Origin of the sequence: Acidocella sp. (assembly GCF_028687955.1) — a bacterium.
In the GTDB taxonomy this organism is placed as follows: domain Bacteria; phylum Pseudomonadota; class Alphaproteobacteria; order Acetobacterales; family Acetobacteraceae; genus Acidocella.
In genome coordinates, this window is record NZ_JAQTZC010000002.1 from 28,038 (window position 1) to 43,387 (window position 15,350).

General features: G+C 63.1%; 14 protein-coding genes. 6 read left to right on the plus strand and 8 right to left on the minus strand.

The window, feature by feature from the left end:
* The first annotated feature begins 16 nt into the window (after positions 1-16).
* From hpnJ to PHE40_RS00445, 3 genes are read left to right on the plus strand one after another with little or no spacing between them, the layout of a single operon-like run.
* On the plus strand, positions 17-1,441 hold the full coding sequence (gene hpnJ, locus PHE40_RS00435) for a hopanoid biosynthesis associated radical SAM protein HpnJ (RefSeq protein WP_299956417.1): 1,425 nt from the start codon (positions 17-19) through the stop codon (positions 1,439-1,441).
* Entirely contained in the window at positions 1,442-2,074 is a 633-nt protein-coding gene (locus PHE40_RS00440) for a phosphoribosylanthranilate isomerase (RefSeq protein WP_299956420.1), read from the plus strand. It abuts the gene before it with no gap.
* A 52-nt stretch (positions 2,075-2,126) separates the two neighbouring features.
* Positions 2,127-2,462: a hypothetical protein gene (locus tag PHE40_RS00445; protein ID WP_299956422.1), complete on the plus strand. Its 336-nt coding sequence runs from the start codon at positions 2,127-2,129 to the stop codon at positions 2,460-2,462.
* A 20-nt stretch (positions 2,463-2,482) separates the two neighbouring features.
* On the opposite strand, the gene aroC is transcribed toward PHE40_RS00445, so the two are convergent.
* Positions 2,483-3,556, minus strand: coding sequence for a chorismate synthase (gene aroC, locus PHE40_RS00450; RefSeq protein ID WP_299956424.1), 1,074 nt, complete (start codon positions 3,554-3,556; stop codon positions 2,483-2,485).
* 3 nt (positions 3,557-3,559) lie between these two features.
* Positions 3,560-4,408, minus strand: a complete 849-nt coding sequence (gene fabI / locus PHE40_RS00455) for an enoyl-ACP reductase FabI (RefSeq protein WP_299956427.1) — start codon at positions 4,406-4,408, stop codon at positions 3,560-3,562.
* Between the two features lie 229 nt (positions 4,409-4,637).
* Here fabI and pdxH point away from each other — a divergent pair, with 229 nt between their 5' ends.
* Positions 4,638-5,216, plus strand: a complete 579-nt coding sequence (gene pdxH, locus PHE40_RS00460; RefSeq protein WP_299956430.1) for a pyridoxamine 5'-phosphate oxidase — start codon at positions 4,638-4,640, stop codon at positions 5,214-5,216.
* A 5-nt stretch (positions 5,217-5,221) separates the two neighbouring features.
* On the opposite strand, the gene rsmI is transcribed toward pdxH, so the two are convergent.
* A complete protein-coding gene (gene rsmI, locus PHE40_RS00465) occupies positions 5,222-6,079 on the minus strand; it encodes a 16S rRNA (cytidine(1402)-2'-O)-methyltransferase (protein ID WP_299956435.1) in 858 nt (285 codons plus the stop codon).
* Between the two features lie 32 nt (positions 6,080-6,111).
* On the opposite strand from rsmI, the gene PHE40_RS00470 reads away from it, so the two are divergent.
* Together PHE40_RS00470 and PHE40_RS00475 are read left to right on the plus strand one after the other, a co-directional pair.
* Positions 6,112-7,422, plus strand: a complete 1,311-nt coding sequence (locus PHE40_RS00470; protein ID WP_299956438.1) for a penicillin-binding protein activator — start codon at positions 6,112-6,114, stop codon at positions 7,420-7,422.
* Positions 7,422-8,777, plus strand: coding sequence for a cell wall metabolism sensor histidine kinase WalK (locus tag PHE40_RS00475; protein WP_299956441.1), 1,356 nt, complete (start codon positions 7,422-7,424; stop codon positions 8,775-8,777). Before PHE40_RS00470 ends, PHE40_RS00475 begins: the two co-directional genes overlap by 1 nt.
* Positions 8,778-9,135: 358 nt before the next feature.
* On the opposite strand, the gene recA is transcribed toward PHE40_RS00475, so the two are convergent.
* From recA to PHE40_RS00500, 5 genes are all read right to left on the minus strand, one after another.
* Complete coding sequence (gene recA / locus PHE40_RS00480; RefSeq protein ID WP_291421742.1) at positions 9,136-10,176, minus strand: recombinase RecA; 1,041 nt, start codon at positions 10,174-10,176, stop codon at positions 9,136-9,138.
* Between the two features lie 255 nt (positions 10,177-10,431).
* The gene (locus PHE40_RS00485) at positions 10,432-11,658 is read right to left on the minus strand and encodes an argininosuccinate synthase (RefSeq protein WP_299956446.1); all 1,227 of its coding nucleotides are present in this window, start codon (positions 11,656-11,658) and stop codon (positions 10,432-10,434) included.
* A 14-nt stretch (positions 11,659-11,672) separates the two neighbouring features.
* Positions 11,673-12,617, minus strand: coding sequence for a sterol desaturase family protein (locus PHE40_RS00490; RefSeq protein WP_299956449.1), 945 nt, complete (start codon positions 12,615-12,617; stop codon positions 11,673-11,675).
* Positions 12,618-12,698: 81 nt separating this feature from the next.
* A complete protein-coding gene (locus PHE40_RS00495) occupies positions 12,699-13,205 on the minus strand; it encodes a DUF3429 domain-containing protein (protein WP_299956452.1) in 507 nt (168 codons plus the stop codon).
* A gap of 9 nt (positions 13,206-13,214) precedes the next feature.
* The gene (locus tag PHE40_RS00500) at positions 13,215-15,050 is read right to left on the minus strand and encodes a tetratricopeptide repeat-containing sulfotransferase family protein (protein WP_299956455.1); all 1,836 of its coding nucleotides are present in this window, start codon (positions 15,048-15,050) and stop codon (positions 13,215-13,217) included.
* Positions 15,051-15,350: the final 300 nt, after the last annotated feature.

Genomic DNA, 15,350 nt, shown 5'->3' on the forward strand with positions numbered 1-15,350 from the left:
AAGAGAAGAATTAACCATGTTGAAGACCTTGTTTTTGCAGCCGCCCTCCTTTGATGGTTTCGATGGAGGTGCTGGCTCGCGTTATCAGGCGCGGCGCGAGATCAAATCTTTCTGGTTCCCCACCTGGCTGGCCCAGCCTGCCGCGCTGCTGCCAGATTCCACGCTGATCGACGCCCCCCCCGCGCGCCTGACCATGGCCGATGTGCTCCCCCACGCCAAAACCCATGGCCTGCTGATCATTCATACCTCCACCCCCTCCTTCGGCAACGATGTGAAGGTGGCCGAAGCCTTCAAGGCGGAAAACCCGGATATCATGATCGGCTTCGTCGGCGCCAAGGTCGCGGTGCAGCCCGAGGAATCGCTGAGCCGCGCGAAGGTGATCGATTTTGTCGCCGGCAACGAGTTTGATTTCACCATCAAGGAAATCGCCGAAGGACGGCCGCTGGCCGAGGTTGACGGTATTATGTACCGCGATGCCGCCGGCGCACTGATCAAAAACAAGGATCGCGCGATCCTGCACGACATGGACCAGCTGCCCTTCGTCACCGAGGTTTATGCCAAGCATCTGCGCATCGAGGATTATTTCATCGGTTACCTCAAGCACCCCTATGTCTCCATCTACACCGGGCGCGGCTGCAAATCGCATTGCACCTTCTGCCTGTGGCCGCAGACGGTCGGCGGGCATAAATACCGCACCCGCTCGGTGGCGAACGTCATCGCCGAGATCAAGCGCGCCAAGGAGCTTTTTCCGCAGGTCGAGGAGTTCATGTTCGATGATGACACCTTCACCGATGACCTGCCCCGCGCCGAAGCCATCGCGATCGAGCTGGGCAAGCTCGGCGTCACCTGGTCGTGCAACGCGAAGGCGAATGTGCCGTACAAGACCCTGAAAATACTGAAGGAAAATGGCCTGCGCCTGCTGCTCGTCGGCTACGAGAGCGGCAACCAGCAGATCCTCCACAACATCAAAAAAGGCATGCGCATCGACGTTGCCAAGCGCTTCACCGCGGACTGCCACAAGCTCGGCATCAAAATTCACGGCACCTTCATCGTCGGCCTGCCCGGCGAGACGCAGGAAACCCTGAAGGAGACGGTGGAATTCGCCAAGGAGATCAATCCGCACACCATCCAGGTTTCGTTGGCGGCGCCTTACCCCGGCACCTTCCTCTACAACCAGGCGGTGAAGGAAGGCTGGCTCGACATCGAGCACGCGGAACTGATCGATGAGCACGGCGTGCAGATCGCCCCGTTGCACTACCCGCATCTGAGCCATCAGGAAATCTTCAACTCGGTGGAAATCATCTACCGCAAGTTCTATTTCCGGCCGTCGAAAATCCTCTCCATCCTGAACGAGATGCTGCGCAGTCCGCAGATGATGAAACGCCGCCTGCGCGAGGGTGTGGAGTTCTTTGCGTTCCTGAAAGAGCGCAAAGCGGCATAAATGCTGGCGCCAGACCGCAAGGTCAAAATCTGCGGCGTCAACAGCCCCGCCGCGTTCGATGCGGTGGTGGAAGCCGGCGCGGATTACCTGGGTTTCGTCTTCTTCCCGCGCTCGCCGCGCTACGTCACGCCCGGCGAGGCGGCGGCGCTCGCGGCCCGTCAAGCGGGCGGACCGCGGCGTGTCGGCCTGTTCGTGAACCCGGGGCTCGATGAAATCGATGAAATCCTGCAACAGGTCCCGCTCGATGTTTTACAGGTTTATGCCCCGGCTGAGGCCATAGCCGCGCTGCGTAACCGTTTTGGCCGCCCGGTGTGGCGCGCGCTCGGGATCGCAACGCCGGCGGATTTTCCGGTGCCGAAGGAGGTGGCCGACGGCTATGTGGTGGAAGCCAAGCCCCCGCCGGGCGCCACTCGCCCTGGCGGCAACGCCGTGCTGGCGGACTGGCATCTTCTCTCCACTTGGCGGGCCCAGAAATTCTGGCTTCTGGCCGGCGGGCTGACACCTGACAATGTTGCCGCCGCGTTGGCGCAGACCAACGCCCCTGGGGCGGATGTGTCCTCCGGCGTGGAGAGCGCACCTGGCGAAAAATCCCCTGAGCTGATCCGCCGCTTCGTCGCCGCCGTCCGCGGATAGGCGCGGGTAGGGCGTCATATTCCAGCCTTAGTCGGGGCGGAATCACGCCGCATTGCGCGCCGATAGTGAAATTCTCGATTTTGTTTTCATGGGAGTTTACGCGATGGCCCTGAAGCCGCTTTTATTCGCAACAGCCGTGATTGGATTTGGCGCCGGTCTGTATCATCCGGCGAAGGCCGACAGGGATGGGCTTGGCGGGCTTGGGTTTTTTTTCAGCATAGCCCCGCCGCCAGTGTATTATGCGCCACCCCCGCCGCGGGTTTATTATGCGCCCCCGCCGCCGCCGCCGCCGGTGTATTATGCGCCGCCTCCGGTCTACTATCCGCCGCCCGGCTATTATTACGGCGGTGAGCGTCATTATCATGAAGACGATGACGACGACAATTAAACCCTAACCGGCCGCAGGGTTTATCTGCCTGTCTGGCCCCGGTGGCGCAACAAATGGTCGGCTAGCACGCAGGCCACCATGGCTTCCCCCACCGGCACGGCGCGGATGCCGACACAGGGGTCGTGGCGCCCCTTGGTGAACACATCAGCATTTTCTCCAGCGGCGGTCACACTGCGCATCGGCGTGAGGATCGAGCTGGTCGGCTTCACCGCGAACCGCGCCACAATATCCTGCCCGGTGGCGATACCGCCCAAAATACCCCCGGCATGGTTGGCGAGGAAGGTGATCTTATCGCCCTCCATGCGCATCTCATCGGCGTTTTCCTCGCCGCGCAATGCGGCGGCGGCAAAACCATCGCCGATTTCCACACCTTTGACGGCGTTGATGCTCATGAGCGCGGCGGCGATATCAGCGTCCAGCTTGCCGTAAATCGGCGCGCCCAACCCTGGTGGCACGCCCTGCGCCACCACCTCCAGCACCGCGCCGATGGATGACCCCGCCTTGCGGATGCCATCCAGAATACCTTCCCATTGCGTGGCGGCCAGCGGGTCTGGGCAGAAAAACGGGTTCTCCTCCACCGTTTCCCAGTTCCAGCGCGCGCGCTCGATCTCATGCGCACCCAGCGCCACCATCGCGCCGCGGATCACCACCTCAGGCCCCAGCACCTTGCGCGCCACGGCCCCGGCCGCCACGCGCATCGCCGTCTCGCGCGCCGAGGACCGCCCGCCGCCGCGCGGGTCACGATGGCCGTATTTCATGTCATAGGCCACATCGGCATGGCCCGGCCGGTAGCGCGCCGCGATGTTGGCATAATCTTTCGAACGCTGGTCGGTATTCTCGATGAGCAGCGAAATCGGCGTGCCGGTGGTGCGCCCCTCATACACGCCCGAGAGGATTTTCACCTGGTCCGGCTCCTGGCGCTGGGTGGTGAAGCGTGATTGCCCCGGCCGGCGCCTGTCCAGAAACGGCTGAATATCAGCCTCTGTCAGTTCAATTCCCGGCGGGCAGCCGTCCACCACGCAGCCAATCGCCGGCCCGTGGCTCTCGCCCCAGGTGGTGACGCGGAAAAGCTGCCCGAAACTGTTGAACGACACGGTTCAGCCGAAATCGTTGGCGATGGCCAGGTCCGGCGCGGTCGGATTCTTCATGCCCACGATATGGTAGCCGCAATCCACATGGTGTACCTCGCCGGTCACACCTTTGGAAAGGTCGGAGAGCATGTACAGCCCCGCGCCGCCGACTTCCTCCAGCTCGATATTACGCTCCAGCGGCGCGTTATACTTGTTCCATTTCATGATGTAGTTGAAATCGCCGATGCCCGAGGCGGCGAGCGTCTTGATCGGCCCGGCCGAGATCGCGTTTACGCGGATCTGCCGCACGCCGAGGTCGGCCGCCATATAGCGCACCGATGCCTCCAGCGCCGCCTTGGCGACGCCCATTACGTTATAATGCGGCACCACGCGCTCAGCCCCCAGGTAGGAGAGGGTCAGCAGGGAGCCGCCATCCTTCATCAAAGCCGCGGCGCGCTGCCCGGCGGCGGCGAAGGAATAGCAGGAGATGTCCATTGCCTGCTGGAACACGGCGCGGGGGGTATCAATATAGCGCCCGCGCAGAAAGTTTTTGTCCGCGAAGCCGATGGCATGCACCAGAAAGTCGATCTTGCCCCATTTCTCACCCAAAGCGTCGAAGGCGATGTCCATGGCGCTGTCATCGCTCACATCGCAGGGCAGTAGAAAATCCGTCCCGATGGAATTGGCCAGCGGGCGTACCCGCTTTTCCAGCGCCTCGCCCTGATAGGTGAAGGCAACCTCGCCCCCCTGCGCGGCCACCGCCTGCGCGATGGCCCAGGCGATCGAGCGGTTATTGGCTACCCCCATGATCAACCCGCGCTTGCCCTGCATGAGCGTACCCTTGGGCGGCGAAATCTGGGACTCGGTATCGGGCATGGGCGCTATCTCCGTCTGGGCATTCGTATCGGTGCCGGTGGTGGCATTGCAATGTGATCGTTTTAGGTTGACCCACCCTGGCGTCAACCTCAATCGTAAATTGCTCGCTAACTATCTGATATTTTGCTGATTTCTGTTTGCGATTGTAACGCAACCGCGATTCGACGGCGCCCACCCAGGCTCTTACACTATCCGGCGCTTCACAAGCGCATAAATTTGGAGATTCTGCATGGACCAAGACCCGTTTACCAAATTTGGCACCTGGCTGGCCGCGGCCGAGGCCAGCGAGCCGAACGACCCGAATGCGATGGTCGTGGCCACGGCTTCCGCTACTGGCCGCCCGGCGGCGCGCGTGTTGCTGCTGAAGGGGTGGGACCGTGCGGGCTTTGTGTTCTATTCCAATCTGGAGTCACGCAAGGCTGATGAAATGCGTGCGAACGCTCAGGTCTCGCTTTTGTTCCACTGGAAGAGCCTGCGCCGGCAAATCCGCATCGAAGGGCTGGTAACCCAGGTGAGCGCGGCGGAGGCCGATGAATATTTCGCCTCGCGCCCCCGGGTTTCCAAGCTGGGCGCATGGGCCTCGGCGCAATCGCGCCCGTTACCCTCGCGCGAGGTTTTCGAGGCCAGGCTGGCCGAGGTGGCGGCGCGTTTCCCCGGCGAGGATGTCCCCCGTCCTGAACACTGGTCCGGCTGGCGCCTGGTCCCCGATTACGTCGAGTTCTGGCAGGACCGTGAATTCCGCCTGCATGACCGTGAGGTGTTCATCCGCCAGGGCGGCACCTGGCAAACCGGGTTGCTCTACCCTTAAGAGAGCTATTCCCGCTTCATCTCCAGCGCCCGGGCATAAATCTGTTTCTTTGCCAGCCCGGTCGCGGCGGCCACGGCGTTCACTGCATCCTTCAGGCTCATCTGTGCCAGTGCTGCCGCCAGGGCGCCGTCCAGCGTCTCGGCGGAGGTGGGCTCATCGGGCGCCGGGCCGATCACCAAGGTGATCTCCCCGCGCGCCGCCTGGGTTTGGTAGTGTGCGGCCAACTCCGGCAGAGGGCCGCGCCGGACCTCCTCGTAATGCTTGGATAACTCGCGGCACACCGCCGCTGGGCGCGGGCCGAATATCTGCGCGGCATCGGCCAGGAATTCCGCCAGCCGGTGCGGCGCCTCGTAGAAAATCAGCGTGGCGCTCAGCCCGGCGGCCTCGGCATTGCGCAGCCGGGTGAGGGCGGCCGTGCGCGCGCCGGATTTCACCGGCATGAACCCCGAGAACAAAAACGGGTGCGGCGGCAGGCCCGAGAGGGTGAGCGCCAGCACCGCCGCGTTCGGCCCGGGAATCCCGCCCACGAGCAATCCCGCCTCAATTGCTGCGCGCACCAGCCGGTAGCCGGGGTCGGAGACCAGCGGCGTGCCTGCATCCGAGATCAGCGCATAGCGCGCGCCGTTACGCATGGCCTCGACCAGCCCCGGCACCCGCGACTCCTCGTTATGCTCATGCAGCGCAATCAACCGGGTTTTGATATCCCAGGCACGTAGCAGAACCGCGCTGGTCCGGGTATCCTCGCACAGAATCGCGTCAACTCCTGCCAGGGTATCGCGCGCGCGCGGTGAAAAATCTTTAAGGTTGCCGATCGGGGTGGAAACCAGCACAAGAGCGGCGGCTGACGCGTGTTGCGGCGCCATAGAGAGAGGTTCGGTCCTTGGTTCGCAAGTCCTTGGTTCAAAAATATCCGGTTCGCCGTTCGCATCTGCTGTCATCTGGGGCCCTCCTGGCCACGCTGGCGCTCCTAGGTTGCGCCGGTCAAGCACCGAATTCGCCATATGGCTATAGCCCCACCTTTCTGGGCGCAGGCCCCGCGCCCACGCCGCTTGCCGCGGCCGGGCCAAGCATAGGCAAGACCAGCGGCAATGTATTGCTGCTTCTGCCGCTCAGCGGTCCGCTCGCGCCCGTAGGCCAGGCTATGGAAAACGCCGCCAAACTGGTGTTCCCGCAGGGCAGTGCGCCCAGCCTGGATATCCGCGATACCGCCGGCACGCCCGATGGCGCCGCGGCCGCCGCGCAAGCCGGCATCGCGGCGGGTGACGGCATCATCCTGGGACCGCTGACGGCGGTGGAAACCCGCGCCGTCGCCCCGCTGGCGCAAAATGCTGGCGTTAACATGCTGAGCTTCAGCAACGACCCCACGCTGGCGCAGCCAGGCATCTGGCCGCTGGGCATCACGCCTGGCCAGCAGGTGCGGCGCGTGGTGCAGGCCGCGGCGGATGCCGGGCGCACGCAGCTTGCCGCACTGCTGCCCGATTCTGATTTTGGCCACAGCCTGGCCAGCGCCATCAGCGCCGCAACCGCCTCCCTTAGCGAGCCGGCTCCGCAAATCACCTTCTACCCGCAGGATTTCAACGGCCTGAACCGGGCGGTGAACCAGATGTCGGACTTTGCCGATCGCGGCCAGGGGCTTGAGGACCAGATCAAGGCCGCGCAGGATCTCGGTACGCAGGCCGGCCGGCTGAAGGCGCACGAGTTGCAGCACCAGCAGATCCCGCCGCCCAGCTTCAACGCCCTATTCATTGGCGCCACGGACGGCAACACCCTGGCGGAGCTGGCGAATTTCCTTCCGTATTACGATGTCAACCCGCCGCAGGTGCAATATTTGGGGCCTGAGTTCTGGTCCACCCTCGCTGCGCAGATGGCGCATCAATCCGTATTCCTCGGCGCGCTGTACGCGGCGCCGGACCCGGCGGCAGCGGCGGCGTTCGACGCCAAATACCAAACGGCATACGGTAGCGCGCCACCGGCCATCACGGATGTCGCCTTCGATGCCGCGGCACTGGCCAAAATGGCGGCGTCCTCGGGCGGGTACACCAGCACGGTCCTGACCGCGCCGGCCGGCTTCATCGGCACTGACGGTGTGCTGGTCTTACAGCCGGACGGCCAGGTGCGGCGCGGGCTGGCGGTGTTCAAGATCGCCCCTGGCGCGCCGGTCATCGCCTCCGCGGCACCCACGCAGCTCAGCCAGCCGGGCAATTGATGTCCGCACAGCCGCTGGACCGGGCGTGGCCGGCCGCGCTTGCGTTTTTTTTGGCGCTGGCGATTTTGCCGAGCGTGGCATTTGGCCTGCTTGTGGTTGTTGGCGCTTTGCATGTGCTGCCTGCCTTTCTGGCCTGGGCAGCCTGCACGGGCGTGGCGGCCGGCTTTGGCGTGCTGCTGGGGCGCGACATCATGCTGATGACCGCGCTGGTCCGCGCCCTGCAAACCCGCCCGGAGGATATGCCGCGTAACACCTCCTTGCTGGTGCCGGGCATGCGCCTGCTCGGCCAAGAGGCGATCCGCCTGATCCACGCCGAACGCCTCTCTCGCGCGCGCCTGGTCGCCAGCGCGACCGAGGACCGCGCCTTGGTGGAGCGCCTGCCTGACCCGCTGATGAAGCTGGACACCGCGGGCAATCCGGTTTGGCGTAACGCGAGCGCGGTGGCGGCCTTCGGCACAGAGACCGCGGCCCTGCTGCGCCACCCCATGTTGCGCACCGCCCTGGCGGATGCCGGGCAGACCAACGCCCCCGTGCGCAGCCGGTTGACCCTGTCGGTGCCGGTCCCGCGCGACCTTGACGTGACCGTGATCCCCGTGAACGGCCCGGTATATGTGCTGGTGACGGACCGTACCCATGAGCGCGCGCTGGAGAAGATGCGGGCTGATTTCGTCGCGAACTCCAGCCACGAGCTGCGCACGCCGCTTGCCAGCCTGATCGGCTTCATCGAGACCCTGCGCGGCCCGGCGGCCGACGACCCGGAGGCGCAGAAGCGTTTCCTGAGCATCATGGCCGAACAGGCGGCGCGCATGCAGCGTGTTATCGGCGACCTGCTCAGCCTCTCGCGGATCGAAATTTCCGAGCACCAGCCGCCGGAGGAGCTGCTCGATATCCGCCCGCTGCTGGAGCGCATCATCGCCGGGATGGAGCCCATGCTGCATGAAGATGAGATGCGCCTGGAAGTGGCGATCCCGCCGGACCTGCCTGTCGTCCCCGCCGATGCCGACCAATTGGCTCAGGTGTTCACCAACCTGCTCGACAATGCGATTAAATACGGCAAACGTGGCGGCTGCATAAAACTGGTGGCGGCGCGCGCCGGCACGGATGCGCGTTTTGCCGCCAATGGCGTGCTGGTGAGCGTAGCGGACGACGGCGCCGGGATACCTCGCGAGCATATCCCCCGGTTGACCGAGCGTTTCTACCGTGTGGATAAAGGGCGTTCGCGCGCCGTGGGCGGAACCGGGCTTGGCCTGGCCATCGTCAAGCATGTCATCAACCGCCATCGCGGCCGGCTGGTGATCGACTCGACAGAAGGCCGTGGCACGGTCTTTACCGTCTGGCTGCCCACGCGAATCTAGACGGATACGGCTGCACGCCGCGCAGGATGCCCAGTGTGTAATGCCCAGTGGGTAAAGCTCAGTGCGTGAGGTTTAGCACCAGAACAAGGCAAAGGGTAAATATGGCAATATACCCGACACCTACCGCAAAGCAGGTCCAACCCCCCAGTGGGTCTCTGTCATGCCGCGAATGTCCTGCCATGACCATGGCACATATTCCTTCAATTTCCTCTGGCCCGTGTGCGTTTTTCCGCCTGTTGCCGTACCCATCATACGCCGGGTGCCGAGAAAAAATAAAGAATATTCACCGCCGTATGCCTGCAAAGGCCGATGACTTGCCAGCAGCATCGCCGTTGGCGGCCGGGCCCGCTTTCCTGGTTTAATCCGGGGTGTCGCTCTCGCCATCACCTGTATCGGCGACGAGCAGGGCCTCCGAAATCACCACCGCCTGCTCGCGGATTTTTTTCTCGATGGCGTCCGCCATCTTCGGGTTTTCGCGGAGGAACTGTTTGGCGTTCTCGCGTCCCTGGCCGATTCGCGTGCTGTCATAGCTGAACCAGGCACCGGATTTCTCCACCACCCCGGCTTTCACGCCCAGGTCCACCAGCTCGCCCATTTTGCTGATGCCCTCGCCGAACATGATATCGAATTCCACCTGCCGGAATGGCGGCGCCAGCTTGTTTTTCACAACCTTCACGCGGGTGTGGTTGCCGGTCACTTCCTCGCGGTCCTTGATCGAGCCGGTGCGCCGGATCTCCATGCGGATTGAGGCATAGAACTTGAGCGCGTTGCCGCCCGTCGTCGTTTCCGGGTTGCCGAACATCACGCCGATTTTCAGGCGGATCTGGTTGAGGAAGATCAGCATGGTGTTGCTGCGCGAGACCGAGCCGGTGATCTTGCGCAGCGCCTGGCTCATTAGGCGCGCGTGCAGGCCGACATGGCTATCGCCCATCTCCCCCTCAAGCTCGGCGCGCGGCACCAGTGCTGCCACCGAGTCGATCACCAGAACATCGATGGAGCCCGAGCGCACCAGCGTATCGGCGATCTCCAGCCCCTGCTCACCGGTATCGGGCTGGGAGATCAGCAGATTGTCGACATCAACCCCCAGCTTGCGCGCATAGGTGGGGTCCAGCGCGTGTTCCGCGTCAATAAAGGCGCAGGTGCCGCCGCGCTTCTGCGCCTCAGCGATGGCGTGCAGCGCCAGCGTGGTCTTGCCGGAGCTTTCCGGCCCGTAAATCTCGATCACGCGCCCGCGTGGCAGCCCGCCGATCCCCAGCGCCAGATCCAGCCCGAGCGAGCCGGAGGGGATGACATCAATCGCCTCGCCAGTGCCCTTGGCCCCCATGCGCATGATGGAGCCCTTGCCGAAGGCCCGTTCGATCTGCGCCATGGCGGCGTCCAACGCCTTGTTTTTTTCCATGTCCGGCTTCCTGGTCATTGCTGTTTCCCCACCGTCCGACACCGAATCGACTGCCGTCAAACGGCGTTTTGGTCCTGACGCGGGTGCAACCATAGCGTGTTTTCCTTGGAATGCCAAAATGAAGATCTGAAACGCAGGTTGCCAGGGGTAGAACAAAATAGCAACATTAAAATTAACTTTTCGTTCTCTTTGTGTTCCGCCGGCCGGAAGCCCTCTATTCGGTTTATTCGAACCGGCGGATCAAAGTTTTCCTCTCTACAGGCTGCCGCCGCGCCGGCCGATTGCCGCCCCCAACCGCAGGCGCAGCGAGTTTAGCTTGATGAAACCGGCGGCGTCCTGCTGGTTATAGGCGCCGGCATCGTCCTCGAATGTCACCATCCGCGTTGAGTAGAGCGAATGCGGGCTTTCGCGCCCGATGACGATCACATTGCCCTTATAGAGCTTCAGCCGCACCGTGCCGGTGACTGAGGCTTGCGACGTGTCGATCAACGCTTGTAGCATCCGCCGTTCGGGCGAGAACCAGAAGCCGTTATAGATCAGCTCCGCATAGCGGGGCATGATGCTGTCCTTCAAATGCCCGGCCTCGCGGTCCAGCGTGATGGACTCGATGGCCCGGTGCGCCTGCAACAAGATCGTCCCGCCCGGCGTCTCATACACCCCGCGCGACTTCATGCCGACGAAGCGGTTCTCCACCAGGTCCAGCCGGCCGATGCCATTGGCCTTGCCGTAGGCGTTCAGGCGCGTGAGGATGGTGGCCGGCGAGAGCGCCTCGCCGTTCAGTTCCACAGCGTCACCATTGGCGAAGCCGATGGAGATTTCGGTGGGCTGGTCGGGCGCATCCATCGGGCTGATGGTGCGCTGATACACAACCTCCTCCGGTTCCACGGCGGGATCTTCGAGGATCTTCCCCTCCGAGGAGGAGTGCAGCAAATTGGCATCCACCGAGAACGGCGCTTCACCGCGCTTGTCCTTGGTGATGGGGATCTGGTTGGCCTCGGCGTATTCGATCAGCCGGGTGCGCGAGGTGAGGTCCCATTCGCGCCAGGGGGCGATCACGCGGATATTCGGGTTCAGCGCGTAATAGCCAAGCTCGAAGCGCACCTGGTCGTTGCCTTTGCCGGTTGCGCCATGCGCCACCGCATCCGCGCCGACCATCTCGGCGATCTCGATCTGCCGTTGCGCGATGAGCGGGCGGGCGATGGAGGTGCCGAGCAGATACTGGCCCTCATACACCGCATTGGCGCGGAACATCGGGAAGACGAAATCCTTCACGAAGGTCTCGCGCAGATCCTCGATGAAAATCTGCTTGATGCCGAACATCTCGGCCTTGGCGCGGGCTGGCTCCAGCTCCTCGCCCTGGCCGAGATCGGCGGTAAAGGTCACCACCTCGCACTCATAGGTGTTTTGCAACCAGCGCAGAATGACCGAGGTATCCAGCCCGCCGGAGTAGGCGAGCACAACTTTTTTGACTTTATGTTCCATGAGGACGCCTTGTATTAACTTGGGGCTCGTCTGCCAAGCAGGGCCGCGCTGAACATCCTCACCCCTGTGAGTTGCTGTTCCAGATAAGTGCCGGTGGCCAGTTTCTCGGGCGCTCTCGCGTCGCCGGTGGGCATCCACACCGGCGAGAAATCAGCGGTGCGGAAAATAATGTCCCAAAATGTGAATACCCCGCCGTAGTTGAACGAGGAGCGCCCGGCGGCGCGCAGCGCGTGGTGCAGGCGGTGGAAGCGCGGCGAGACCAGAACATATTCCAGCGGCCCGAACGAGACCTTGATATTGGCGTGCGAAAAACTCTCAATGAAGCGAAGCAGCAGGATCAACAGCGGGAACTGCAACGGCGGAATGCCGATCGCCAGCCCGATGGCGAAGAACCAGAAGAAGGAGATCACATCGTCAAACAGATGGTTGCGGTCATCCGACCAGAAACTCATTTGCCGTTGTGCATGGTGCAGCGCATGCAACGCGTACCAGGCGCGGAAGCTGTGCGAGAGCCGGTGGCGCCAGTAGTCGGCCAGATCCAGGATCAGTGCGTAGCACAAAAAGGCGGCCAGCGGATGGCCAAACAGCGCGGGGAACATCGTCTCCAGCGTTGGCGGAATATACCCCGCACTCACCAGCATGCCCGAAAACCACGTCTGCACCTGATAGAATATCAGAAAATTGACGATGGGGATCACGCCCACCCGCGAGACGAAAGTGTAGAACACGTCCACCGCCACGGCTTTTTTGTTGTCCCAATGCTCGATGGGGAACAGATGCTCCAGCGGCCAGCAGATCGCGTAGGTCACGATCACCGCGAACATGCCGTAGACGCACACCAGCGCCCAGTCGAAGGAGAGGTCCCCCCACTCCATCCAGCCGAAATGATAGAGAACGGGCAGGATCGCATACTGGTCGATGCCGCCCGCGATGATGCTGAAAAACCGGTCGATACCCATGATATGGCCTACATTCACAGCGCTTAGTGATAGCCGGTTCCGCCCTGGTTTGCGAGGTGCTTTCCCAGTGCGGCGGGCATATCAGCCCACGCGCATGCCGGCCAGCACGGTTGCCAGCACGCTGAGCAGCACCAGCAGCACGATAATTGAGACCACCCAGCGCAGCGTGAGATAATTGGCGGCCACCACCCCGCGGCCGCGCCCGATCGTCTCCACCACGATGGTAACGAAAAACCCCACCAGCAGCAGGAACAGCGCCAGCGCCGGCGCCTGGAAATGCAGCATGACTGAGAGCGCCAGCCAGCCGATAACCGCGGGGATGATGCCGAAGATGAGCAGTTGCCGCTCAGAGCCCAACACCGCCGGGCTGAGCGGCGCGCCGTTTAGCGGATGCGCGCTCTCGCGTAGGGCAAAGCCCCAATGCACCGCGCCAGTGAAGGAAAGGATGACCGCGCCATAGCTGATCAGCACCTCGATCGCGGTTTTAGACCCCAGCGGGTCCAGCAGCACCACGGCGCCGAGCGCCAAAAACGGAACGGCCCCCGCCAGGGTGATGAGGACGGCCACGCTAAATGGTTGTTTGAACATGTTGGCTCCTTATTCTGGCTTGTCGATGACGTAACCCAGCCGATCAATGACCGGACGAAGGCTCTCCAGCACCGGCTCCAGATGCGCCAGATACGGCCGGTAGCGGTAGCGTGACCTGTCATAGAGTTTCTCCGTCACCTGCGCGTAGCTCGCGGTGCGGGCGTAGCGGGTGTTCTGCTCGAAGCTCAGGCAGCGCGGGTCGAAATCGACGCCGATGAACGCGAGAATCTTCCGCACATTCGCCTCCTGGTCCACCACCATGTCCTCATAGCGCACCGGCAGGTAGCGCATGTTCACATTCTGGCGGTAATGCGCGATCAGCTCCGCAACCAGATTATAGTGCTGCGCGATGCTCTCCATTGCCGCCGCGCAGAAAAATCCGTGCGTCAGGTGGTTGGAGTAGACAGAGAGCAGCACGTCCAGCGGGTGGCGGATCACATGGATGATTGGCGATTGAGGAAACAGCAGCGCGATGAGGCCGAGATGCGTCTCATTCAGCGGCATTTTGTCGGTAAAAAAATCAGCGCCCTCCTTGAAGATACCGCTCTTGGCGGCGCGGTTCAGGTAATAGTCACGCAGCTCGTTCAGGCCCTCGCGCTGGTCGCCCATCCAAAGCTCGGCCAGCGCGTCCGGGTAGTTGAGCGGGCTGGCCAGCAGCCGCGGCATGATCTGCGTGATGTCGTTGATATAGGGCAACTCGTCCCCGGCCGAGATGCGCGGATGCACGGTCAGCGTCTGCTCGATCAGCGTGGTGCCCGAGCGAGGAAACCCCACGATGAACACCGGCTGCGGAAAATCGCGGCGAAGCTCGGCCACCGGCAGGGTTTTCAAGCGCCGTGCACTGAAAAACCCCTTTAACCGGCCGGCGAGGTCATTGGCCGCTTCCGCCATATAGGGCCGGGCGCCATGCGCCATTGCGCGCTTCTTGGCGGAGTCAAACGCGGCGAAAGCTTCGTCATACCGGCCAAGCTGGTCGAGCAGGCGGCCCTTCTCCGAGAGCTCAGCCGGGCCAAGCCGCAGCTTCGGCGCGGCTTCGGTGCCCTCCTCAGGCTCGTGCAGAATCGCCAGCGCGGCCTCAGTTTTTTTCTGGCGGGCGAGCACGGTGGCGCGGGTAAGCTGCACGCTGGGGTTGTCGGGCAGCAGGCGCTCGGCCTCGTCGAGCAATTTCAGCGCCGCATCAAACTTGCGGTCGGCCTCCTCCATCTTGGCGAAGCCCAGCACGGTTTGCAGCACATCGGGCTTGCGCTCCATCGAGCGCCGGTACAGCGCCCGCGCCTCGTCGATTCGCCCTTGGTTCTTCAAATTCCAGGCCAGGTTGGCAAGCGTGATCGGCTCCTCCGCCTCGGCCAGTTCCAGCACCCGGCGGTAATGGTATTCGCCGATCAGCGGTCGGTTTGCCTCGGTCAACACCAGCCCCATGAGATTATGCGCCTGCGCGTTTTGCGGGGCGATGCGGATGGCGTTGCGGGCGTGGATTTCAGCTTCCGCCAGCGCGCCTTTGCCGAGCAGCATCAGGGTCAGCTCGTTGGTCGCCCCGAAATTGTTCGGGTTGATGGCGACCACGCGGCGGATCAGCGCCTCGGCCGCATCCATGCGGTTTTGCTGGCGCGAAAGCCGGTAGAGAAACAGCAGCGCGTCCTCGCGCCCCGGCGCGAGTTCCAACATATGGCGGACATTGTTTTCAGCCGTCTCGATGTCCCCGGCTTTCAGCGCCGCTTCCGCCTGGGCGAGCATTGGCACGAGGGCATTGGCAGCTTCGGGCGGGCTAAGCGTTGAGAGATCAAGCCCGCAGCAGCGGACGCGCCGCAGGCCGGAGCCGCAAGGGCAGAGGGTGAAATCAACCATAAAAGGAGTGTAACGAGGAGGTGGCGAGGCGGCTAGTGTCCTGCCCCTGAAGTCTGCTGCACCGGGCAGCGAACGGAAGGGACGAGCAGGCCACGGTTGATTTAGTGTCCTGCCCCTGAAGTCTGCTGCACCGGGCAGCGGACGGAAGGGACGAGCAGGCCACCGGCATCTTCTCTAACGAAGACGCCGTGGTCAGGCTCATCGGCGCTTTGCTCCTGGAGCAAAATGACGAGTGGGCAACCCAACGTGCCAGAGATGGCACACTGATACCAGCCCGCCAAGAGCTTGACTCTCTGGGTT

Bases quoted from the DNA above. Each gene is read 5' to 3' on its own strand.
- hpnJ (WP_299956417.1), top strand. From the start codon at position 17: ATGTTGAAGACCTTGTTTTTGCAGCCGCCCTCCTTTGATGGTTTCGAT.
- PHE40_RS00440 (WP_299956420.1), top strand. From the start codon at position 1,442: ATGCTGGCGCCAGACCGCAAGGTCAAAATCTGCGGCGTCAACAGCCCC.
- fabI (WP_299956427.1), bottom strand. From the start codon at position 4,408: ATGCCCGATACCGAGTCCCAGATTTCGCCGCCCAAGGGTACGCTCATG.
- pdxH (WP_299956430.1), top strand. From the start codon at position 4,638: ATGGACCAAGACCCGTTTACCAAATTTGGCACCTGGCTGGCCGCGGCC.
- rsmI (WP_299956435.1), bottom strand. From the start codon at position 6,079: ATGGCGCCGCAACACGCGTCAGCCGCCGCTCTTGTGCTGGTTTCCACC.
- PHE40_RS00475 (WP_299956441.1), top strand. From the start codon at position 7,422: ATGTCCGCACAGCCGCTGGACCGGGCGTGGCCGGCCGCGCTTGCGTTT.
- recA (WP_291421742.1), bottom strand. From the start codon at position 10,176: ATGGAAAAAAACAAGGCGTTGGACGCCGCCATGGCGCAGATCGAACGG.
- PHE40_RS00485 (WP_299956446.1), bottom strand. From the start codon at position 11,658: ATGGAACATAAAGTCAAAAAAGTTGTGCTCGCCTACTCCGGCGGGCTG.
- PHE40_RS00490 (WP_299956449.1), bottom strand. From the start codon at position 12,617: ATGGGTATCGACCGGTTTTTCAGCATCATCGCGGGCGGCATCGACCAG.
- PHE40_RS00495 (WP_299956452.1), bottom strand. From the start codon at position 13,205: ATGTTCAAACAACCATTTAGCGTGGCCGTCCTCATCACCCTGGCGGGG.
- PHE40_RS00500 (WP_299956455.1), bottom strand. From the start codon at position 15,050: ATGGTTGATTTCACCCTCTGCCCTTGCGGCTCCGGCCTGCGGCGCGTC.